The organism is Paenibacillus urinalis (genome assembly GCF_028747985.1).
GTDB classification, from domain to species: domain Bacteria; phylum Bacillota; class Bacilli; order Paenibacillales; family Paenibacillaceae; genus Paenibacillus; species Paenibacillus urinalis.
Genome location: NZ_CP118108.1, coordinates 4310697 through 4333184, shown reverse-complemented (window position 1 = coordinate 4333184; position 22488 = coordinate 4310697). Strand labels below are relative to the sequence as shown.

The 22488-nt window shown below is 45.7% G+C and carries 20 protein-coding genes; 17 read left to right on the top strand and 3 right to left on the bottom strand.

Annotation, left to right across the window (positions count from 1 at the left end; genetic code table 11):
* The first annotated feature begins 1 nt into the window (after nucleotide 1).
* The 3 genes from queA (at nucleotide 2) to yajC (ending at nucleotide 2572) form a co-directional block, all read left to right on the top strand.
* Nucleotides 2-1030: a tRNA preQ1(34) S-adenosylmethionine ribosyltransferase-isomerase QueA gene (gene queA / locus PUW25_RS19970; protein WP_047913331.1), complete on the top strand. Its 1029-nt coding sequence runs from the start codon at nucleotides 2-4 to the stop codon at nucleotides 1028-1030.
* 22 nt (nucleotides 1031-1052) lie between these two features.
* Nucleotides 1053-2192: a tRNA guanosine(34) transglycosylase Tgt gene (tgt, locus tag PUW25_RS19965; RefSeq protein ID WP_047913330.1), complete on the top strand. Its 1140-nt coding sequence runs from the start codon at nucleotides 1053-1055 to the stop codon at nucleotides 2190-2192.
* A 71-nt stretch (nucleotides 2193-2263) separates the two neighbouring features.
* Nucleotides 2264-2572, top strand: a complete 309-nt coding sequence (gene yajC, locus PUW25_RS19960; RefSeq protein ID WP_047913329.1) for a preprotein translocase subunit YajC — start codon at nucleotides 2264-2266, stop codon at nucleotides 2570-2572.
* A gap of 107 nt (nucleotides 2573-2679) precedes the next feature.
* Here the strand turns inward: yajC and PUW25_RS19955 are convergent, their stop codons facing one another.
* Nucleotides 2680-3069, bottom strand: a complete 390-nt coding sequence (locus tag PUW25_RS19955; RefSeq protein ID WP_047913328.1) for a TIGR04086 family membrane protein — start codon at nucleotides 3067-3069, stop codon at nucleotides 2680-2682.
* 166 nt (nucleotides 3070-3235) lie between these two features.
* Here PUW25_RS19955 and PUW25_RS19950 point away from each other — a divergent pair, with 166 nt between their 5' ends.
* The gene (locus tag PUW25_RS19950; RefSeq protein WP_047913327.1) at nucleotides 3236-3997 is read left to right on the top strand and encodes a YetF domain-containing protein; all 762 of its coding nucleotides are present in this window, start codon (nucleotides 3236-3238) and stop codon (nucleotides 3995-3997) included.
* An 18-nt stretch (nucleotides 3998-4015) separates the two neighbouring features.
* Here the strand turns inward: PUW25_RS19950 and spoVB are convergent, their stop codons facing one another.
* Entirely contained in the window at nucleotides 4016-5599 is a 1584-nt protein-coding gene (gene spoVB, locus PUW25_RS19945) for a stage V sporulation protein B (RefSeq protein ID WP_047913326.1), read from the bottom strand.
* A 222-nt stretch (nucleotides 5600-5821) separates the two neighbouring features.
* Here spoVB and PUW25_RS19940 point away from each other — a divergent pair, with 222 nt between their 5' ends.
* The 6 genes from PUW25_RS19940 (at nucleotide 5822) to PUW25_RS19915 (ending at nucleotide 12469) form a co-directional block, all read left to right on the top strand.
* On the top strand, nucleotides 5822-6082 hold the full coding sequence (locus PUW25_RS19940; RefSeq protein WP_047913325.1) for a post-transcriptional regulator: 261 nt from the start codon (nucleotides 5822-5824) through the stop codon (nucleotides 6080-6082).
* 131 nt (nucleotides 6083-6213) lie between these two features.
* A complete protein-coding gene (secD, locus tag PUW25_RS19935; RefSeq protein WP_076313568.1) occupies nucleotides 6214-7464 on the top strand; it encodes a protein translocase subunit SecD in 1251 nt (416 codons plus the stop codon).
* Entirely contained in the window at nucleotides 7454-8365 is a 912-nt protein-coding gene (gene secF / locus PUW25_RS19930) for a protein translocase subunit SecF (RefSeq protein ID WP_076313488.1), read from the top strand. Before secD ends, secF begins: the two co-directional genes overlap by 11 nt.
* An 85-nt stretch (nucleotides 8366-8450) precedes the next feature.
* On the top strand, nucleotides 8451-9398 hold the full coding sequence (locus PUW25_RS19925) for a cation diffusion facilitator family transporter (RefSeq protein WP_274337445.1): 948 nt from the start codon (nucleotides 8451-8453) through the stop codon (nucleotides 9396-9398).
* Nucleotides 9399-9521: 123 nt separating this feature from the next.
* Nucleotides 9522-11927: a single-stranded-DNA-specific exonuclease RecJ gene (recJ, locus tag PUW25_RS19920; RefSeq protein WP_274337444.1), complete on the top strand. Its 2406-nt coding sequence runs from the start codon at nucleotides 9522-9524 to the stop codon at nucleotides 11925-11927.
* Between the two features lie 29 nt (nucleotides 11928-11956).
* Nucleotides 11957-12469: an adenine phosphoribosyltransferase gene (locus tag PUW25_RS19915; RefSeq protein ID WP_047913322.1), complete on the top strand. Its 513-nt coding sequence runs from the start codon at nucleotides 11957-11959 to the stop codon at nucleotides 12467-12469.
* A gap of 111 nt (nucleotides 12470-12580) precedes the next feature.
* Here the strand turns inward: PUW25_RS19915 and uraA are convergent, their stop codons facing one another.
* Nucleotides 12581-13867, bottom strand: a complete 1287-nt coding sequence (gene uraA / locus PUW25_RS19910; RefSeq protein ID WP_274337443.1) for a uracil permease — start codon at nucleotides 13865-13867, stop codon at nucleotides 12581-12583.
* A gap of 321 nt (nucleotides 13868-14188) precedes the next feature.
* Between uraA and PUW25_RS19905 the strand changes: the two genes are divergently transcribed.
* From PUW25_RS19905 to aspS, 7 genes are all read left to right on the top strand, one after another.
* Nucleotides 14189-16366, top strand: a complete 2178-nt coding sequence (locus PUW25_RS19905) for a RelA/SpoT family protein (RefSeq protein WP_205054864.1) — start codon at nucleotides 14189-14191, stop codon at nucleotides 16364-16366.
* A 15-nt stretch (nucleotides 16367-16381) separates the two neighbouring features.
* Nucleotides 16382-16825 carry a D-aminoacyl-tRNA deacylase gene (dtd, locus tag PUW25_RS19900; protein ID WP_274337442.1) on the top strand — a complete coding sequence of 148 codons (444 nt, stop codon included), beginning with the start codon at nucleotides 16382-16384 and terminating at the stop codon, nucleotides 16823-16825.
* A 91-nt stretch (nucleotides 16826-16916) separates the two neighbouring features.
* On the top strand, nucleotides 16917-17084 hold the full coding sequence (locus PUW25_RS19895) for a hypothetical protein (protein WP_205054862.1): 168 nt from the start codon (nucleotides 16917-16919) through the stop codon (nucleotides 17082-17084).
* Nucleotides 17085-17211: 127 nt separating this feature from the next.
* Nucleotides 17212-17718 (top strand): type 1 glutamine amidotransferase domain-containing protein, encoded by a 507-nt coding sequence (locus PUW25_RS19890; RefSeq protein WP_047913318.1) that lies wholly within the window; start codon nucleotides 17212-17214, stop codon nucleotides 17716-17718.
* A gap of 72 nt (nucleotides 17719-17790) precedes the next feature.
* Nucleotides 17791-18228, top strand: coding sequence for a hypothetical protein (locus tag PUW25_RS19885; RefSeq protein ID WP_205054861.1), 438 nt, complete (start codon nucleotides 17791-17793; stop codon nucleotides 18226-18228).
* A gap of 742 nt (nucleotides 18229-18970) precedes the next feature.
* Nucleotides 18971-20215, top strand: coding sequence for a histidine--tRNA ligase (hisS, locus tag PUW25_RS19880; protein WP_047913316.1), 1245 nt, complete (start codon nucleotides 18971-18973; stop codon nucleotides 20213-20215).
* A 494-nt stretch (nucleotides 20216-20709) separates the two neighbouring features.
* The gene (gene aspS, locus PUW25_RS19875; protein WP_047913314.1) at nucleotides 20710-22488 is read left to right on the top strand and encodes an aspartate--tRNA ligase; all 1779 of its coding nucleotides are present in this window, start codon (nucleotides 20710-20712) and stop codon (nucleotides 22486-22488) included.

Here is a 22488-nt window from a genome sequence, read left to right as displayed (position 1 = left end):
TATGAATGTAGATATGTATGATTTTGAACTACCCGAGTCTCTGATTGCTCAAACGCCGCTTAAAGAGCGCAGTGCATCACGGCTGCTTACGCTCAATAAAGAGACGGGTGAGATGGAGCACCACACTTTTACGGATATCATAGATTTTCTTAACCCAGGCGATACCTTAATACTTAATGATACGAGGGTTATACCCGCCAGATTGTTTGGTATTAAAGAAGACACGGGTGCCAAGGCAGAGGTTCTCCTGCTGCATAATCTTGGGGAAGATCGCTGGGAAACGCTCGTTAAGCCGGGGAAAAAGCTGAAGAAGGGAGCCGTCATCCGTTTTGGTGAAGAGTTGTCCGCTACCATTGAGGAAGAGAGTGATATGGGTGGACGAGTTATTCGCTTTAGCTATGATGGTATTTTCCAGGAAATACTGGATCGCTTAGGGCAGATGCCACTTCCTCCGTATATTAAGGAGAAGCTGGAGGATAAAGAGCGCTACCAGACGGTATATGCTAAGCATGAAGGCTCTGCAGCGGCTCCTACAGCAGGACTTCACTTTACTAAAGAGCTTCTTGCAAGAATTCAAGACAAAGGGATCTCCATTGGATTTATTACCCTTCATGTAGGGCTTGGAACGTTTCGTCCCATGTCGGTCGATGTCGTAGAGGAGCATGTCATGCATGCGGAATATTACTCCTTGAATCAAGAAACAGCAGATCTGATCAATGAGACGAAAAAACGTGGGGGACGCGTTATCGCGGTGGGAACAACAAGCTGCCGGACTCTCGAAACCGTTGGAACTCAGCTTGAAGGTAAAGAGCTCACAGCCAGCAGTGGCTGGACAGATATATTTATGTACCCTGGGTATGAATTCAAGGTTGTAGATGCTTTAATTACGAACTTCCACCTTCCTAAGTCAACACTTGTCATGCTGGTGAGTGCTCTTGCTGGTCTTGAGAACATCATGACTGCCTACAAAGAGGCAGTAAATCAAGAATATCGTTTCTTCAGCTTCGGAGATTCAATGTTCATTTACTAAGATAGAGGATGAGAATAATAAAATGTCAGCAGCAATTACTTATGAACATATAAAAACTTGTAAACAATCAGGCGCACGTCTGGGACGAGTTCATACTCCGCATGGTGTGATTGAGACTCCTATTTTTATGCCGGTAGGAACCCAAGCCACAGTTAAGACAATGAGCCCAGAAGAGCTCAAAGAGATGGAGGCTCAGATTATACTGAGCAATACCTATCATCTATTCCTGCGTCCAGGGCACGATATCGTGCGCGAAGCAGGGGGCCTGCATAAATTTATGAACTGGGATCGTCCTATCCTAACGGACAGCGGTGGGTTTCAAGTGTTTTCCTTGAGTGAAATGCGTAAAATCACCGAGGAAGGTGTACACTTCCGTTCGCATCTAAATGGAGATAAGAAATTCCTCTCTCCTGAGGTTGCGATGGAAATTCAGAATTCTCTAGGCTCGGATATTATGATGGCTTTTGATGAATGTCCTCCTTATCCTGCAGACTATGAATATGTCAAGAGATCACTCGAAAGAACGAGCCGCTGGGCGGAGCGCTGTCTTGAGAGTCATGCAAGACCTCATGACCAAGGATTATTCGCGATTATACAGGGTGGAATGCACGAAGATTTGCGTAAACTAAGCGCTCAGGATTTGACTTCCATGGATTTCCCGGGGTATGCTATTGGTGGACTCAGTGTGGGCGAGCCCAAACATTTGATGTACCAAGTTTTGGATTATACAGTCCCATTGCTTCCGGCAGACAAGCCGCGTTATTTGATGGGGGTAGGTTCTCCGGATGCATTGATTGAGGGAGCCATCCGAGGCGTGGATATGTTTGATTGTGTACTTCCTACTCGTATTGCACGTAATGGAACAACAATGACCAGTCAAGGCAGACTAGTGGTTCGTAATGCGAAGTATGCCCGTGATTTCAGTCCGCTTGATCCTGAATGCGATTGCTATACATGCCGGAATTACTCCAGAGCATATCTACGACACTTAATTAAGGCAGACGAAACGTTTGGCTTGCGTCTTACAACGTATCATAACCTGCATTTCTTATTGAATTTAATGAAGAAAGTGCGTCAGGCGATCATGGATGACCGTCTGCTAGATTTCCGTGATGAGTTCTTTGAGCAATATGGACTTCATGATAATGACAAAGGGTTTTAAATCAGGGGAATGTAGCTTATAAGCGGTACTTGATGATAAGGTATGTGAATTTGTGAAAGGGGGGAAAACAGATGATAAATGCTCCATTACAAGCAGCAGGCGGTGGCGGTCTTCAGCTCATCATTATGATGGTACTTATGTTTGCGGTGTTCTATTTTCTTCTGATCAGACCGCAGCAAAAAAGACAAAAAGAACATAGAAATTTGCTGAACTCCTTGAAAAAAGGAGATAAGGTCGTAACCATCGGCGGACTTCACGGTGTAATTACAGAAGTAACGGACGATACGATCGTATTGCGTGTAAACGATGTCACTAAATTGACATTTAACCGCAGCAGCATCAGCTCCGTCGTTCCTAGAGAAAGCGAAGAAACAGCATAAGCTTCTGCCTTAGAAAAGAGTGATATGATGTCCTTAACAGGACTGAGCATTGCCTCTAAAGCTAAAGAAGTGAGAAAGGACTCCATTCAGGAGTCCTTTTTTTGAGATCATCTTTTTACATTGACACCGAATATGCCGCCCAAGGCAGAGACGATAAATGCAATTGCCCATTGCAGCAAATCATATAGTTGAATCGAAGAATTAAGTGCGAGAAATCCGATAACAAAGACGAGAAGACCGTAGACAGCTCCTGTAATACCACCATGATACCATCCGCGTTCTCCAGATTTTTTTCCTGCAGCAAACCCTCCAAACAAAAGGGCAATGGAATGAACTAAATAGGTATAGAAGGATAAGTCTTGCTCTCGCATACCCGTCAGCCACAGAAAGAGAGACAATACCAGGGCACCAACAAACATCCAGATAAAAGCAGTAATCAATCCTGAGAGCAGCGGGCTGTGAATGCGAATGGAAAATACGCGGCGTACGAAATCCATACAGGAAACCTCCTTGATCGGCTGTAATTAATACATTCTATGGCCAAGCTATACGGCTTAAGAACTCATTTTCCATTAATTAAATGGAATGGCACTCATGAACTTCGGTCAACCTATCCATTACCAATGTCCACATTTGACCCAAAGCTACAGGGAGGCCTGGATCATGATCGATCATGTCGTGCTACATATACTGCGTACTGTGCTCATGTACTGTATTGCTGCTTTTGCAATTCGTTTGATGGGCAAGAGAGAGATAGGAAAGCTGTCTGTTTTTGATTTGGTCATATCCATCATGCTTGCAGAGATTGCCGTCTTCGCGATAGAGGATGTGGAAAGACCTCTATATGAAGGCATCGTGCCGATAATAACCCTCATTATTTTGCAGGTTAGTCTCGCGCTCCTCGGGCTCAAGAGCAGATGGTTTCGTCTTGCTGTCGATGGTAAACCGGTCATTCTCGTGTCAAATGGGAAACTGCAGCGTGATGAGATGAAGAGACAGCGTTATAATCTCGATGATCTCATGCTGCAATTGCGTGAGCAGAATGTTGATAATATCGATGAATTACAGTTTGCCATTCTAGAGACAACAGGTAAGCTGTCCGTCATTCCAAAAGAGAAGAAGCCGGATGAGCGACACAAGCAGTCGCAGAAAAGCCTGTTTTCGCATATGAGCGAAGCTGCTGAAGAGTTGGATCAGAACAGTATTAATCTGACGAATATCCGATACGAGGCACTGCCGCTTCCACTTATTATGGATGGGAAGGTGCAGGATGCGAATCTGGATATGATTCAGAAAAACCGCTTCTGGCTGAAGAATCAAATCCAAGAGCACGGTATAAAAGATTTCAAAGATGTTTTTCTATGCTCGATTGATCATAAGGGCGAGATTTACGTGAATGCTAAAAAAGACAGCTCTAAAAAATAATTGAAAATTTGCAGCAAACTATTTACGTGGTGATATCCATGAGCCGATAAAAGGAACACGGGATAAATCGTGCAGATCAATTAATCGGCAGGCTGCCATCACTGCTAAATAAACGATAAGACCCATGAAGCTGGAAACTATAAATTGTAAGAAGGATAAATGGGTCCAGGGCAGATGAAGGAATAAATACTGTGTTAGCCCGGCCATAATTACCATACCTGCGGCCACTTTAATAAGATCAAGCCAGCGAAAACGAAAACCAAGCAGCTGTCTCAAACTTTGGCCGTGCAGCAGAGTGACGATGAGAGAGTTAACACAAATAGCGATGACGGCTCCGTATATGCCATATTCAGGTCTTGAAGCCAGCGTAAGGATAAGGGTGATCTTGATAACAGCACCGATTGTGGTGTTAATGAGTGCTCTTCCTGGCCGATCTAAAGCTTGTAATGCTGCCTGAAGTGGTGCCTGTACATAGATGAACAGAGCAAAAGGAGTCATGGTCTTGAGCATGTTGGCAATGGAGCCATCGTCGTATAGCAGCCGGCATAGAGGTTCTGCGAGCACAAACATCACGACGGCAAAGGGTCCCCCGGTAACGAGCGCAAGTCTGAGAGATTGATGTAGTCTCTTATGAATGGTTTTATAATCTTTTCTTGCGGCTGCCTCGGATAAGGAAGGCACGAGGGATGTCGCCAGTGATGATGTGAGCGCACCTGGCAGCAGCAGCAGAGGGATGACCATTCCTTGAAGTGCTCCATATTGTGCTGTAGCCAATGCCTTGGTCAGCCCTGCAAGAGCGAGACTTTGAGCCGTAACGATGGTCTCCATTAAGTAAGACAATGAACCTACTAGGCGCCCGGCTGTAACGGGAATGGAGATGGCCATCAGTTTTTTGAAGATTGATTTTTGTTGCCCCTGACTCTGTTTAGTTGGTGCCGAAGAAGGGAGAGAGGGTAAGGATTTCCCTGTTTTCCTGTGCTTCTCATGCTGCCAGAGGAGCACAATCATACCGATCAGTTCACCTGCGACCGCGCCCAGCATGGCTCCTGCTGCCGCATATTCGATACCCCGAGGGAGCAGAAGATAGGAGAACCACAGCACACATAATATTCTCATGAGCGTCTCGGCAATGGATGAAGCAGCAGAGGGAATCATGTTCTGCTTACCTTGGAAATATCCTCTGTACACGGACGAAACTGCGATGATGAGAATCATGGGGGTCATGCTCACAAAGGTATGATATACTCGCTCATCCGTTAGAATGGTGCTCGTTACCCATGGTGCAAAGATAATACATAAGGTAGTGAATAATACGCCCAGCGACAATGTGAACAAAAGACTGACTCGAAGAATTTTTTCGGATGTGCCGTTATTGCCTAACGATTCCGCTTCAGCAACTAGCTTGGCAATCGCTAAGGGAAGGCCCCCAGTAATCAAAGTTACAATGACGATAAAGAATGGATAGCCTTGCTGGTATAGACCAACCCCCTCAGCTCCAATGACTCTGGGCAGTACGATACGGGGAATAAATCCAAGGATACGATTGATAATGCCGGCTGCAAGTAGAATCATGGTTCCTTGGATGAATGTTTGTTTTTTCATAAATGGATTTCCCTCTTCCCCTGGGTTAATACGTATTTCCTGTGTCTGATGGACTGGCTCTTAATAATGGATATGCCAAACCTGTCCCATCTCATGACTAGGAAGTTTGCCAATTATGATATTTCCTGAATATAACAGCCTTCTAATCCTGAATCAGGCAGGAGTATAGCGGGTATAAGACGAATAAAGGATTATGGAAGGTCTAAAGGAGGACTGAAGCAGATGGATTCCACAATTGAAGAAATGGATGGACAGGAGCTTGAAGAAGCCATCGAGCTGTTATGCTGCAGTAAGGCTGAGGAACTTCGGTTGGTAGGATATGAGCATGTAACCAGTAAGGATGTGTGGAATTGTATTAGTCATAAATATGAGAAACACGGCGTTCCGCAGCTGCATCAGCTGGTTAACGATATTTTATCGCTGAAGGCAACCAGCTTTATGAATTACATGACGCTGTCCGCTTATCGAGGTTCCTCTTTCTAATGGAAAGAGGGATTTTTTTGTTTCTGAAATAACGGTTCGCCCGATGCCTTTTTCATATAGGAAAATTGACTGAGATTTCCTGCATAGCTATAATAGGAATATTGAGAATGAAGGGGGATAAAAGTGACGGCATGAAGAGAGCTATCAGTTTCATTCTGGTCGTGCTAGTGACCGCCGGCGTTATGGCTTTTACAAGCCCAGGTCTGCTTAACAATATACGCCTCGGCCTCGATTTAAAGGGAGGCTTCGAGATTTTATATGAAGCTGAGCCGCTGGAAGCAGGACAAGAAGTCACCAGAGAATCACTTACTCAGACGGCGAAGAGTCTCGAGCAACGTGCAAATGCGTTAGGAACAAGTGAGCCTGAAGTAACAACAGAGGGTTCGAACCGGATTCGCTTGAAGCTTGCTGGGGTTACGGATGAGACCGAGGTACGCAGCAAGATGAAGGAGCCGGCTGTTCTGACGTTCCGCAGTGCGCAGGATGGGGACGAGCCCGGCGAGTACAGCAAAATTGAACTCAGAGGTAATGAGTTTGTCGAGAACGGCGCCTCTGTTGTATTTGGCAGCCTAAATGAGCCTATGGTGGACATTCAGGTGAAGGATAAGGAGAAATTCGCAGAAATTACGGAGCGTCTGCAAGGTCAAGAGCTTGCCATTTATCTGGATGATGAACTGTTATCTGCACCCATTGTTCAGCAAGTATTGACCGATGGCAAGGCACAGATCACAGGCAGCTACACACGGGAAGAAGCGAACCAGCTTCGAGACACCATCAATCTTGGAGCGCTCCCACTGAAGCTGACAGAGAAATACTCTCAAAGCGTAGGTGCTTCACTTGGACAGCTGTCCCTGGAACAGACAATTAAAGCCGGGATTGTTGCATCCGTCTTTATTTTAATATTTATGATCGCTTTATATCGTATACCTGGGATTGTAGCAAGCTTTTGTCTCATCGTGCATACATGGCTTGTTCTGCTTATTTTTTATTGGGGAGATTTCGTTCTCACCTTGCCAGGGATTGCGGCCTTCATTCTGGGGATCGGGATGGCGGTTGACGCCAATATTATTACTTATGAACGGATTAAAGAAGAGCTTCGCAGCGGAAAGAGCGTCATGTCTGCTGTTAAGTCCGGTGAACGGATCTCATTCCGTACGGTAATGGATTCGAATGTGACCACGATTATTGCAGCTGGTGTTATGTTCTGGCTTGGTACCGGAGCAGTCAGAGGCTTCGCAATCGTTCTGATCATAGATATTGTAACGAGTATTCTTACGAATATCTTCTTCTCCCGCTTCTTGCTGAACTTGCTTGTCAAAGCAAAACTGATTAAGAAGCCTTCTTACTTCGGCGTGAAGGAGAGTGAAATTCGTGCGCTTTAATTGGGAATTTGATTACATCAAAATAAGTAAATATTTTTATACGTTTTCCATCGTCATTACTTTGCTTGGGATATTAAGCCTTGCTGTCTTCGGACTTAATTATGGCGTAGATTTCCGATCTGGCTCGAATGTGGACGTGACTGCGTCCAAAACGATTACAACGGAAGAAATTGAACCTGTCCTTGAAGAGCTGGGGCTTGCAGATGACGAGCCTGCCATTTCTGCAGGTACAAGCCAAGTGAATATTCGTTTTTCTTCGGTGCTCAATGAAGAACAGGAAGCTAATTTGAAGTCCGCTTTTAATGAACAAATTGACCCGGAAGCGTCCTTTGAAGTCAACACCGTTGATCCGGAAATGGCCAAAGAGCTGGGACGCAATGCAATTTATGCCGTACTGATTGCAAGCTTAGGGATTTTGATCTATGTTACCATTCGGTTTGAGTGGAGATTTGCTGTAGCTGCAATCGTCGCACTGCTGCATGATGCATTTGTCGTTATCAGTATTTTCTCTTTATTCAGATGGGAAGTAGATCTGACCTTTATTACGGCAGTATTAACCATTGTCGGTTTCTCCATTAATGATACGATCGTTGTGTTTGACCGGATTCGAGAGAATTTGAGATTTGCTAAGACCAAGACAAGTAAAGATGTGAATGAGGTTGTAAACCGAAGCATTGCACAGACAATGACTCGTTCATTGAATACGACAATTACCGTATTTATTGCATCACTGTTCCTATTCCTGCTGGGCGGCGAATCGATTCGCATGTTCTCACTGGCTATGGTGATTGGTCTTGTCTTCGGTGCCTACTCGTCTATATTTATTGCAAGCCCACTCTGGGCCATTCTTAAAAATAAACAAAAGCCAAAAACAAACAATCCTGCGAAGTCAGCTAACTGACTTCAATGGTAAAACAATGAAAGCCGCGTCTGAGTAAGGCGCGGCTTTCGAATCTAACCGTCTAACGTGTAGAGGGGGAACACGGATGACCACTGATTATATGGAAAAAATGAACAGGTCTCGTTTCTGGACTAGTATGCTCGGAAATATGGGACTTACGATATTAAAAGGCAGTGTAGGTTATATTTCGGGAAACAAGGCACTTTTGAGCGACGCGATGTACTCCGCAGGAGAGGTCTCTACACTTATTACACATCGGTTCGGTAACGCTGACAAGGAACCCATCACAGAATCCTCTACAAGCCGCACGGTTCGATTTGGAGGATTTCTCGCACTGATCATTCCTTTGCTCGTAATATTAGGTGCAATGCAAATTGCTTTCTCTTCGATCTATGTTATGGTGGCAGGAGATCTTGAACCGCCGCAGCTGATGGTCTTAATCATCGCGTTTATTGCTTTTGTTGCAAGAGAGATATGGTTTCAATATGAATGGCGGCGCAGCTACAAAGATAAACAAGCCATACATATGATGGGCCGTAATCACCGTTTAGCTCTATATAGCTCTATAATCGTCCTTGCAGGCATCACGCTTGCCATGATTGGTAAAGAAATGGATTACTCTTTGCTTCTATACAGTGAACCTGTTGCTGCGCTTATAACATCCGGAATCGTAATCTGGAAGGGATATGAGCTGCTCGCAAGCTATTTCTTGGGCCACAAAGATAAGGAAATTCGACAAGATACCTATGATTACATGGAGACAGTTCAGCGTGTACATGGTATTGTAACGGTTGAACAGATTAACGCCTATGAGCGAACGAGTGGTATCTATGTAGATGTGAGAGTGACCGTAAATCCAAGAATGAGCGTTGCTGAGGCACAGGAAACGTCAGAGCGTGTCAAGGTTTTGCTTACCGGAAGATTTGAACAGGTCACAGAGGTTAGCATAGAAGTTCTGCCGTATTTATCAGAGTATCCATATAAGAGCAACTATGAGCTGGCTGAACGTGAGTCTACTACTTTGCTGCAATAAGTAAAACGGCCATCGTATATAAGCAGCTCTCACTATGGATATATGTTTCATGGCGTGCTGGATAGATTGAACTATGGATCATGTGACCAAGTTCATTCTGTATAGAAAGAAAGGTGATTTACAGTGCTTTATTCGAAATATCAATGGAACATGCCGAAGCATGATGAGGAAGAAGTACAGAAATTAGCTGATGATCTAAACATATCTCCCCTGATGGCTAGACTGCTTGCGAACCGAGGATTAGGAAGAATGGATGATGCTTCATCCTTTTTAAATGCTAGTGCTGGGTCCATGCATGATCCTTACCTGTTAAAAGGGATGAAGGAAGCCGTGCCTCGCATTAAGGATGCGCTGGATCAACGTGAACATATTTTAATATATGGCGACTATGACGCCGATGGAGTCTCTAGTACCTCGCTGATGATTCATTTAATGCGCAGACTCTCTGCCTCTTACGATATATATATTCCCCATCGTGCTAATGAAGGCTATGGCCTTCATAACCATGCGCTGGATTGGGCTCATCAGCAGGGAGTTACATTAATCATTACGGTGGATACAGGGATAAGTGCGGTAGAACAAATCGCTTATGCAAAAGAGCTCGGTATCGATGTCATTGTCACTGACCATCACGAACCTCCTGATGTATTACCAGAAGCCTACACATTGATTAACCCCAAGCAAAAAGATTGTCCATATCCTTTCAAAGGCTTAGCTGGTGTAGGGGTTGCTCTTAAGCTTGCTCAAGCGATTCTGGGGGATGTACCCAAAGAATGGATGGAAATTGCAAGCATCGGCACGATAGCGGATCTAATGCCGCTTACAGATGAGAATCGAATCATTGTGAAACAAGGACTTGAATCGATGAAAAATTCGGCGTATCTTGGTATTCGCGCTCTCCTTGAGATCAGCGGAGTTGAACCAGCAACCGTCAATTCGGTTCATATCGGTTTTTCAGTAGGCCCCCGCATTAACGCAAGCGGCAGGCTTGATCATGCAGGCAGGGCTGTTGCGCTTTTAACGACCGAGGATCAGGATGAAGCTGTAAGGCTTGCAGAGGAGCTGGATTTGCTGAATCGGGAGCGCCAGCAGGTGGTGCAGCAAATGACCCAACAAGCTGTTGAGATGCTGGAGCAGAAAAAAGCCTCCAAAGGTCACCTTCCGCATGTCATCGTCATTGCAGGAGAGGGCTGGAATCCAGGTGTTGTTGGGATTGTAGCTTCAAAAGTGTTGGAACGGTATTATCGTCCGACGCTAATCCTGGGCATCGATCCAGAGACCGGTAAATGTAAAGGCTCTGCCCGGTCGGTTCCTGGGCTCGACATCTATGAGGCACTAACCGCATGCAAGGATGTCATGGATCATTATGGAGGTCATCCTGCGGCTGCAGGAATGACACTACATCGTGATCAGCTGTTACTTCTTGAGGAGCAGCTGAATGAGTACGCCGAGAGAACGATGCAGCCTGAGCATTTTGTCCCGGTGAAAGATACAGATGGAGAGTGCAGCCTAGCAGAGGTACCTCTGTCTGTCATTGAGGAGCTGGAGATGCTTCAGCCATTTGGCATGGATAATCCCACTCCCAAATTTGTGATTCGAAATGTGAATCTGGTCGGCACCCGCAAGATGGGGAAAGATCAGTCTCATTTAAAGCTTACGCTAGAACAAGATGGTCAGCTTATTGATGCTGTTTCATTTGGGAGCGGGGTATATGCAGACTATCTTCCAGAAGGCTCTGCACTGGAAGTGATGGGTGAGCTGCAAATCAATGAATGGAATGGATCCAGGAAGCTGCAGCTGATGCTGGACGATTTCAGATTTCCTGAGCACCAGGTGTTTGATTATCGGGGAAGCAGGGATCCAGGACGCGAAATCGAGCGATTTATACAGCAGCTGGGCAGCCGGGCTCAATCACCGTCCAGCATCAGCGGAGTGCTTGTTCATGAAAAAAATATATTTGGTCTAGAAAACCAATTGAATGAAAAGGCTATTTGGGTATATGATAGGAAGGTTGGAGTCGTTCCGAAAAACGACTTAGCGTTAAGATTTGAGGGAGAGCAGCTGGATAATCTGTTTGTTCTGGATACCCCCGAAACTGCCGAGCAATTAACAGCGATGCAAAGCTTGATCAAGAGAACAGGTAATGTTATTCTTCTTCACGCCCATGTACATCGAAGCGAGAGATTGCAGCGATTTACGCGTGATGATTTTAAACGTATATATGTCCTTATATCCAAATGGGGACAAGAAGCTGTACCGGAAAAAGGAATGATGGAGGCGCTCAGTCGTCAGTGCGGATATTCTGTAAGGATGATCTCCAAGGTGATGGATGTGTTTGAGGAGCTGTCATTCATTGAACGAAATTCTGGTACAATAACATTCGTGAGGAATCCTTCCAAGCAAAATTTGATGGATTCAAGAAACTACCAGGCTATTGAACAGCTCGTTGATATGGAACATGCGATGTTCGATTTGGCAGCGCCCCAACTGATGCAATGGATGATGTCTCACATGAAAGGTGCATCCTAAGCATTCATTTATTTTAGGAGGAGATTATTTTGGATTTTAAAGATTACATTCGGGTTATTCCTGATTTTCCGCAGCCCGGAATCAGCTTCAAGGACATTACAACACTGCTGAAGGACGGCGAAGTGTACCGCAAAGCGGTAGATGAAATTAAGCAGCTTGTATCTGATTTGAAAATTGACGTGATCGCGGGCCCGGAAGCACGCGGCTTCGTTGTTGGAGCGCCGCTGGCTTATGCGCTGGGTGTGGGTTTTGCACCTATTCGCAAGAGCGGTAAATTACCAGGGGAGACGATTGAAATCGGATATGATCTCGAATACGGTAAGGATCAATTAGCGATGCATACGGATGCCATTGAAAAAGGTCAAAATGTACTGATTGCTGATGATTTGCTCGCAACAGGCGGTACCATTGCGACTTCCGTAAATCTAGTTCGTCAGTTGGGTGGAAACGTAGTTGGCGCTGCATTCCTGATTGAGCTTGAAGAACTCAAGGGTAGAGATAAACTTACAGATGTGAATGTTTACTCACTTATGAAATATTAATTTCCTGTTTCCCGGGAAATATTTTGACGAATAAGCGTTAGATGATTAAAGAAAAGGTGATCAGCCATGGCTGATCACCTTTTTCGTTCGTATGTGTGTATTGTGTATACCTTAATGAGCGGATTCATCCTCACGTTCATTCATCCAGCCCAGTTTTTCGAAGAGATAGAACAGCAGCGCAGCAATCATACCTACAATCGTGGCAAGTGCCATCCCTTTGAGTTGTACGTTCCAGATCGAAAGTGTAGTACCGCTCAGCCCTGTAACGAATACAAGCGTAGTCAGCAGCATGTTTTTGGTTTTGGAGAAATTCACTTTTTGCTCGACAAAGATTCGGAAGCCGGATGCGGCAATGATCCCAAACAAGAGGAGAGATACGCCTCCCATGACAGCTGTAGGAATATTAGCCACAACAGCGGTAAATGTTCCTGAGAACGAAAGTATAATGGCGATAATTGCTGCTCCGCCGATAACAAATATCGAGTAAACGCGGGTTAGGGCCATAACACCGATATTTTCGCCATACGTCGTATTAGGCGTAGATCCAACGAATCCGGATATGACTGTTGAGATCCCGTTACCCAGCAGGGAACGATGTAGACCAGGGTCTTTGGACAGGTCTTTGCCTACGATGCTGCCTGTAACGAGCAGGTGACCGATATGCTCAACGATAACGACCAAGGCTACCGGTACAATCGTAAAGATTACCCCCATATCCCAAGTGGGAGTCGTTATTTCTGGCGTTTTAAACAGGCTTGCATTTGAGAAGCTGGCGGTATCGACTACTCCCATAAAGAACGCAAGCAGATAACCCGCCACAATACCGATCAGAATATGAATGATCTTCGCAAATCCACGAAATAGAATGGAGCCCAGCACGGTTACACCAAGAGTCACCATGGACAAGGTGATAGTAGTTGGATCAGGCGACCAATCCTCTCCTGCGCCAATAAGTCCAGCCATTTCGGCTGCTACTGGAACAAGCTCCAGTCCGATTAGAGCCACAACCGCCCCCATCACTGCCGGGGGAAAGAGCACATCCAGCCATTTTGTGCCCGTATATTTAATGATCAGAGCAACGAGACAGAAGATAATACCCGTGACAATAAACGCGCTGAGGGCCATGGAATATCCATTATCTCCATGTTGCTCCAATACCACTCCCACGGGTGCAAGAAAAGCAAAGCTGGAGCCGAGATAGGCTGGTATTTTTCCTTTACATATAAAGATGTAGAGAAGGGTCCCTAAACCATTCATTAATAGGATCATTCCAGGGTCGACACCAAAGATGTTAGGTACCAGTACAGTACTGCCGAACATGGCAAACAAATGCTGGATACTTAATAATAGACCTGGTCCTACAGGGAGCTTCTCATTAACTCCGATTTCACGCTGCAAAATTGTTCACTCCTCAATATAATATCGTGCATGATAGATATATGTAGCCTCTACAATCCTTAATAGATTATACAGTTTTCCGACATTTTTCAATGAATTTCTTTTCATACCAAATGTGCGGTTGGACAGCCTTTCAGAGTTGGAGCAGATGCCTATATTATTATAGCTGGTGAAAAAAGCATAACTTGTCATCTTATGACGACGGTTGACGTAGAAGCAGGTAAGCGTCATAATATTATAAAATCACTTTTTCGGGGAACCTGTGTAGATGTAAGATCGGCGGGTTCCATTTTATTATAGAAAGGAATCGGACAAGATTAGATGGGCATAGAGCAATTACTGGAAAAGGCTGGAGCCTATATCAAAGAACCCGAATTAACCCGGATCCGTGAAGCCTATGACTTTGCTGAGAAAGCTCATCACGGACAGACGCGCAAATCGGGCGAACCGTATATATTGCACCCGCTAGCTGTTGCAGATATCGTGGTGAACATGCAGATGGACAGCATATCAATTATTGCTGCCCTGCTTCATGATGTCGTTGAAGACACTACGGTATCACTGGACGAGATCAAAGAGAAGTTCGGAGATACATGCGCCATGCTGGTGGATGGTCTGACGAAGCTGGAGCGTATTAAATTCCGTTCAAAAGAGGAGCAGCAGAACGAGAACTACCGGAAGATGTTCATTGCAATGGCTCAGGATATCAGGGTCATTGTTATTAAACTGGCGGACCGTCTCCACAATATGCGTACGTTGAAATTTCAGTCCGAAGAAAGTCAGCGCCGTATTTCGTATGAAACCTTGGAGATCTTCTGTCCGATTGCCAACCGGCTCGGGATCTCGGCGATTAAGTGGGAGATGGAGGATATTGCACTCCGTTATTTGAACCCGCAGCAGTACTATCGCATTGCTAATCTGATGCACAAGAAGCGTGCAGAACGTGAGCAATATATCGATAATGTCATTGATCGTATATCCGACAAGCTGGGTGAGATGGGAATTCAGGCCGATCTGTCCGGACGCCCTAAACATATATACAGTGTGTATAAGAAGATGACGAGCAAGAACAAACAGTTTAACGAAATTTACGATCTGCTCGCTATTCGAATTATTGTTGATAATATTAAAGATTGCTATGCCACCCTCGGAATTATCCATACCTTATGGAAGCCAATGCCTGGAAGATTCAAAGATTATATTGCGATGCCCAAAGCCAATATGTATCAGTCTCTGCATACGACCGTAGTAGGTCCAAAGGGAGAGCCGACCGAGGTCCAGATTCGTACTTGGGATATGCACCGTACAGCAGAATTCGGTATTGCTGCTCACTGGGCATATAAGGAAGGCGGAGGCAATAATTTAGAGGACAGTATTACGTTCTTCAGAGAGATTCTAGAGCTGCAAAATGAAGCGAAGGATGCTTCTGAGTTTGTAGAATCCTTGAAGATGGACTTTTTCTCGGATCTTGTATTTGTGTTTACTCCAAAAGGTGAAGTCATTGAGCTTCCTGCAGGCTCCGTGCCTCTTGATTTTGCTTACCGGATTCATACAGAAGTAGGTAACCGCACCATTGGAGCCAAAGTTAATGGCCGAATTGTACCACTGGACTATCAGCTGAAGACTGGCGATATTGTCGAAATTCTGACTTCCAAGCATTCGTATGGTCCGAGCCGTGACTGGTTGAAGATTGCACAGTCTTCTCATGCACGCAGTAAGATTAAACAGTGGTATAAGAAAGAGAAACGTGAAGAAAATGTCGAAAAAGGTCGAGAGAGCCTTGAGCGTGAGCTGAAGCGAATTGGTCTGGAGCCTTCTCAATGGCTTACGGATGACAAATTGCAGGAGGTCTGCAAACGGTTCGCGTTTAACGATATCGATGATATGCTGTCTGCGATTGGCTTCAGTGGTATTACAGCATCCCAAATCGTCACACGTCTGACGGAGAAGCTCCGGAAAGAGCAGGAGGAAGCAAGCCTGCTTGAGCTCACGACAGAACGTAAGGAAATTAAGGCTGCTCCTGAGCGGAAAGTTCAGCATACGAACGGTGTTAAAGTCAAAGGCATTGATAATTTGCTTGTACGGTTTGCGCGCTGCTGTAATCCGGTTCCAGGTGACGACATTGTAGGGTATGTTACGCGCGGTCGCGGGGTCTCTGTCCATCGCACCGATTGCCCGAATCTTCCTTCATTGGATCTTGAAGGGGAAGAAGCTGCACGTGTGATTGAAGTGGAGTGGGAGAACGAGAATGAAACGGCGAGCTACAGCGTAGATATTGAAATTACTGGACATGATCGGAATGGACTGCTTAATGAAGTACTCCAGGCTGTGTCCGAGAGTAAGACCAATATATCTGCGGTTACAGGTCGCACAGATAAGAATAAGCTTGCTCAGGTTCATATGACCATTCTGATTCGGAATACGGATCATCTGCAATCGGTTGTAGAGCGAATTAAGCGAGTTAAAGATGTATACTCTGTCCATCGGATTATGCAATAAGGAGTACAGATCAACATGAGAGTGGTATTGCAGCGTGTAAGCGAAGCGAAAGTGACTGTAGATCAAGAGGTTGTTGGCCAGATTAATCGTGGATTTATGCTGCTTGTTGGTATTACGCATGAGGATACTCAGAAGGATGCTGACTACTTGGCTGATAAGATTGCCGGTTTACGTGTATTTGAGGATGAAGCCGGAAAAATGAACGAGAGTATTATGGATGTCGGCGGTGCCATCTTATCCGTATCTCAATTTACGCTGTATGGGGACACCCGTAAAGGTAAAAGACCGAATTTCATGGCTGCGGCGAGGCCTGATGTGGCGGAGCCGTTATATGAATATTTCAATGAGCAGCTCAGAAGCAAAGGGCTTACCGTTGAAACAGGGAAATTTGGGTCGATGATGGATGTGGCGCTGAATAATGACGGACCTGTGACATTGATATTAGAGAGCAAGGTCTAGCTTGACTTCATAAGTTTACAGCAGATTAATTCCGAAGACACCGGGACATACTAGGTATAGAATAACCCTAGTAAGGACGGTGTCTTTTTATATGCGACAATCCCTTAAGCAAATGAACATGAACGTGTCTATGCTGCTTCTGCCGGGAAGTGTATCCGAAGCCATGCACTTGGCCAACATAGCCGCAGCCAAAACCATCTCGTTGTATGAAACGACAACAACAGATAAGCCGGCCAGAATCCGGCTGCCGCGATCTTAGAGCTATTCTCTTGGAGAGGTACTTCCCGAGGGGATAGTTTTTTTCATTTGGCGAGGATGTTATAAAACAGATTATTCAGGGTAATGAATACTCGAGGCGCTATTGCCTTGAAAGGAGACGATAATCAATGAGTAAAGTAGCATTTTTGTTAGCAGACCAATTCGAAGACTCGGAAATGAAAGTTCCCTACGATGAGGTAAAAAAAGCAGGACATGAAGCCGTGATTATCGGCCTTGAAGCAGGAGCTACCGTGAAAGGGAAACAAGGAAAAGAAGAGTACACAATTGAAAAAGCCATTACGGAGGTTAGTGCAGCTGATTATGACGCCGTCGTCATTCCGGGTGGATCTTCACCAGAAAATCTTCGTTTGAATGATCAAATTCTGACCTTCGTTACCGAAGTCAATCAGGCGAAGAAACCAATTGCAGCGATATGCCATGGCCCGCAAATTTTGGCGAGCGCGGATCTGTTGAAGGGACGTACCGTTACTTCTTATCCACCGCTTAAAGACGATATGATCAATGCTGGTGCTGAATTCCGTGATGAGGAAGCCGTTGTGGATGGCAATTTTATTACATCCCGTACACCTGAGGATGAACCTGCATTTGTACGAGAAATACTAAAAGCGATATAAATTGGAGCCGGCTTAAAAAGGACTGCTTCAAATTTACACAAGCACTAACTATTTTAATAAGGAGGGTTTGTCATGTCGAAGAGAATACAAGCGTATTTCAGAACCGAGGATGAGGCGGAAGGTGCAAGAATCTCCCTGCATGCGTTTGCTACAGAGCAATTGGAGGTAGGTGAACTGGATTCTTCCATTGGGAGATCAAATCGAATTCTTATTCCACTTGTTCCCTATAACAACGTAGGGGGAGTTAATTCCACAGGTGCTGTAGGCACAGCAGCTGGAACACAAACGGAGGCTGTAATTCCCGTTGTATCTGATCGTAATCCGGATGAACCAACAGCGGCAGATCGCAATGGAAATCGAGAAGGCGGGCTGTTAAATGCGGAGGATGTATTTACTGACGACTATGACGACCTCCATTATGTATTATCTGTGAAGGTAAAGGATGAAGAGTACGAGGAAGTCGTAAACAAAATTCGTTCTAAAGGCGGATATGTGGAGATGGATGAGTAATCTTTATTGATAGGGTAGAGAGCAAGCTTTATTCGCAAGGATCGATGTGTAATTCACAGGGCTTTGTATAAGAGTTTATTTGAATTAGATGCGTGAGTCCAAGTTATGTAAAGCGCTTTCAAAATTGTAATACACTCGTAATATTAACAACATCAATTATTAATATATGCTGTTTATAATAACAGCATGACCCCCTTTTTTAATATATACTTTGAACCTACAAACCGTTTTTGTAGGTTTTTTTCTGTCTATTTTCTGGAATTAGTTTACCTCGCATGTTAATTTCTTTTGGAAAATGCTTGACTTTAACGTATGGGTTCATTACAATCGAACAATAATATAAGGATATATTAAGTTGATTTGATGACAGGACCAAGTACTCCGTGCCCCACATGCTTAGAGATGAATCCCTTAGGCTGGAAGGATTCTCATGATGACCGGACGAATGACTTCCTCGAGAACGGACGGCGAAAGCAATCTGGTGATTAGCCGTATCGCGCTGGCGAGCGTTACACGCCTTAAGCGAACGAAGAATGAGCTGTAATCTTTGTTCGGAATGTGGGTGGTACCACGGTAGATGTGCTTATCGCAATCTCTCGTCCCTGTTTCATGTATGAAACAGGGCGGGAGATTTTTTTTGTTTTCAAATTATGTTTGATTCAAAGGTATTATGAAATTGATTCGTTTATCAGAAAATTTAGATACAAGTATGATGACGTGGATAGTGATGGAGGGATGTAAAATGGCTTTTCAAAAACCGACAGGGACACAGGATTTGCTGCCAGGTGTGGTAGAGAAGTGGCAATATGTTGAGAGTAAGGCAAGAGAGCTGTGCGGGCGGTTTAACTACCGAGAGATTCGCACACCGATATTCGAGCAGACGAACCTGTTTGAACGGGGTGTAGGAGAAACAACGGATATTGTAGAGAAAGAAATGTACACGTTCAAAGATAAGGGCGATCGAAGCATGACGCTTCGGCCGGAAGGAACAGCAGGAGTTGTGCGCTCCTACGTGGAGAACAAGCTGTACGGAGAGCCAGATGTGACGAAGCTATATTACACAGGCCCGATGTTCAGATATGAACGGCCGCAGGCTGGACGCCAGCGTCAATTTCACCAGTTTGGAGTGGAGGCGTTTGGTTCGGTAGACCCTGCGATTGACGCAGAGGTTATTGCGCTCGGATATCAATTTTGCCGGGAGCTGGGACTCCAGGGCGTTAACGTGGAGCTGAACTCGGTGGGTAATGCGGAGAGCCGGGCAGCATATCGTGAGACCCTGCTGGCCTTCCTGAATCCGATGAGAGAATCACTGTGTAAGGATTGTCAATCCCGGATGGATCGGAACCCGCTGCGTGTGCTCGACTGCAAAGTGGATCAGGATAAATTTACAGATGCGCCTTCTATTCTGGACAGCCTGAGTGAGGAAGAAACGAACCACTTCAAGAAGGTACAAGCCTATTTGGACAGCATGGAAATTCCTTATACGTTGAATCACCGTCTTGTAAGGGGACTTGATTATTACACGATGACTGCGTTTGAGCTAAAAGCCGAAGGTATCGGCGCTATTGACACTATTGGCGGCGGCGGTCGATATAACGGTCTTGTAGCTGGTATTGGCGGCCCGGATCAGCCGGGTATCGGTTTTGGTATCGGTCTTGAGCGTATCCTGCTGATTCTGGATAAGCAGGGAGTGGAGCTTGATGCGGTGAAGCCGCTGGATGTTTATTTCGTTGCCCTTGGCGAAGCTGCTGAAGCCGAGGTGACAGCGCAGCTGTTTAAACTGCGCCAAGCTGGATACAGCGGAGAGCGCGATTATTTGGGCCGGAAGATGAAGGCCCAAATGAAGTCTGCCGATCGCCTGAAGGCGCGGTATACCGCGATTCTTGGCGAGGATGAGCTTGAGCGGGGAGAAATCACGCTCAAGTCAATGCAAGACGGCGAGCAGCGTGTTGTGAAGCTCGCCGACCTGGTCTCCGCGCTGCAATAGTGCAGCAGCGCTCCATGCTTGCATGAAGCGAAGCAATGCAAGATACGCCGAAGGCTACCAGGGTTTTCACGCCCTTGCCTTGCATGAAGCGCAGCGATGCAAGCCACGCCGAAGGCTACAGGGGTTTACCCGGCTTTCATCTTGCATGAAGCAAAGCAATGTAAGACACGCCGAAGGCTAAAGGGTTTACCTGCCTTTGACCTTGCATGAAGCGAAGCAATGCAAGTTACGCCGAAGGCTACAAGGGTTTTCATGCTCTTGGGGAAGCGGGGTCCTAACCTTTGCAGCTTCGCTGCAAAGGTTAGGACGGTAGCGCTCCCACCACCAACGTAAGTTTTTTCACCTTCCACCAACTGTTGCATCTGCTGCAGCTTCCGGGTGTCCAGAGGGCAGGCGCCATCTGGGGTCCTCCCTGTCAGGGAGGATTTAGGAGGGTGACTTTAATAAGTTTCCTAAACATTTTATATAATTTTTGATCAAAAAGGAGAATGAAGATGCAAAGAAGTCATCAATGCGGAACACTCACGACCGAGCACATCGGTCAAACAGTTACACTGAACGGTTGGGTACAGACTCGCCGTGACCTCGGGGGCGTGCTCTTTATTGATCTGCGTGACCGCAGCGGTATCGTACAGATCGTATTTAACCCGGATTACTCCGGCGAGGCGCTCAAAATTGCTGACCGTGTCCGCAGTGAATACGTTCTGGCAGTGACAGGAACGGTAGTAAAGCGTGATGAAGAGACGGTTAACCCGAACCTGCCAACAGGCTTGATTGAAGTACAGATTACAGAGATTGAAGTGCTGAATGCATCCAAAACACCTCCGTTCTTTATCGAAGACGGAATTGAAGTGGATGAATCCCTTCGTTTGAAATATCGCTATATGGACCTGCGTCGTCCGGAAATGCAGGAAACGCTTCGTCTGCGTTCCAAAGCAGCCAAGGTATTCCGTGATTACCTGGATGAGAAAGAGTTTATTGAAGTAGAAACACCAATTCTGACAAAGAGCACACCGGAAGGTGCACGGGATTACCTGGTGCCAAGCCGTGTGCATGAAGGCGAATTTTTCGCTTTGCCACAATCACCGCAAGTTTACAAGCAGCTTCTGATGGTAGGTGGTCTTGAGCGTTACTATCAAATCGCCCGCTGTTTCCGTGATGAGGATCTTCGTGCAGACCGTCAGCCGGAATTTACGCAGGTCGACATTGAAACTTCCTTCCTCCAGCAGGATGAGCTGCTGCCAATGATGGAAGAGCTTATGGTTAAATTGTTCCGCGAAACCAAAGGAGTCGAGATCGAAACTCCGTTCCAGCGTATTACTTATGCAGATGCCATGGGTAAATATGGTTCTGACAAACCAGATCTGCGCTTCGGCATGGAGCTTGTCGAGCTGAACGATATTGTAGCCACGAGCGGAGTAAAAGTGTTTGCTTCGGTTATCGAAAAAGGCGGAGAGGTTAAATGCCTGAACGCCAAAGGCTGTGGAACGTGGACTCGTAAAGAGATTGACGATCTGGGACCTTATGCAGCACGTTATGGGGCGAAGGGTCTGGCTTGGATCCAAGTGAAGGAAGGCGAATTCAAGGGGCCTATCGTGAAATTCATGTCACCTGAAGAAATCGAAGCGATCAAGGAACGTACAGGTGCAGAGGACGGAGACTTGCTTCTGTTCTCAGCTGACAATAAAAAAGTAGTAGCAGATGTGTTGGGCGCACTGCGTTTGAAAATCGGCCGTCAGCTTGGTTTGATCGACGACAATAAGTTTAAATTTGCTTGGGTAGTGGATTTCCCACTCCTGGGATACGATGAAGACGAGAAACGTTATGTGGCAGAGCATCATCCGTTCACGCGTCCGAAGGAAGAGGATCTGCACTTGTTCGATACCGATCCGGGTCAGATTCGTGCTCAGGCTTATGACTTGGTACTGAACGGTTATGAAGTAGGCGGCGGCTCTATGCGTATCTTTAAACGGGATGTACAAGAGAAAATGTTCGGTGCGCTTGGTCTGTCCACGGAAGAAGCTTACGATAAATTTGGTTTCTTGCTGGATGCATTTGAATACGGCACGCCTCCACATGGCGGTATCGCGTTCGGTTTCGACCGTTTGGTTATGCTGCTTGCAGGACGTAACAACCTCCGTGAAACGATTGCATTCCCGAAAACAGCAAGCTCTACAGACTTGCTCATGAACGCGCCGTCGGAAGTAGATACGAAGCAGCTGGAACAGCTTCATATCCGCGTTTCTCGCAAGCCCAAAGCGGAAAAGAACTAA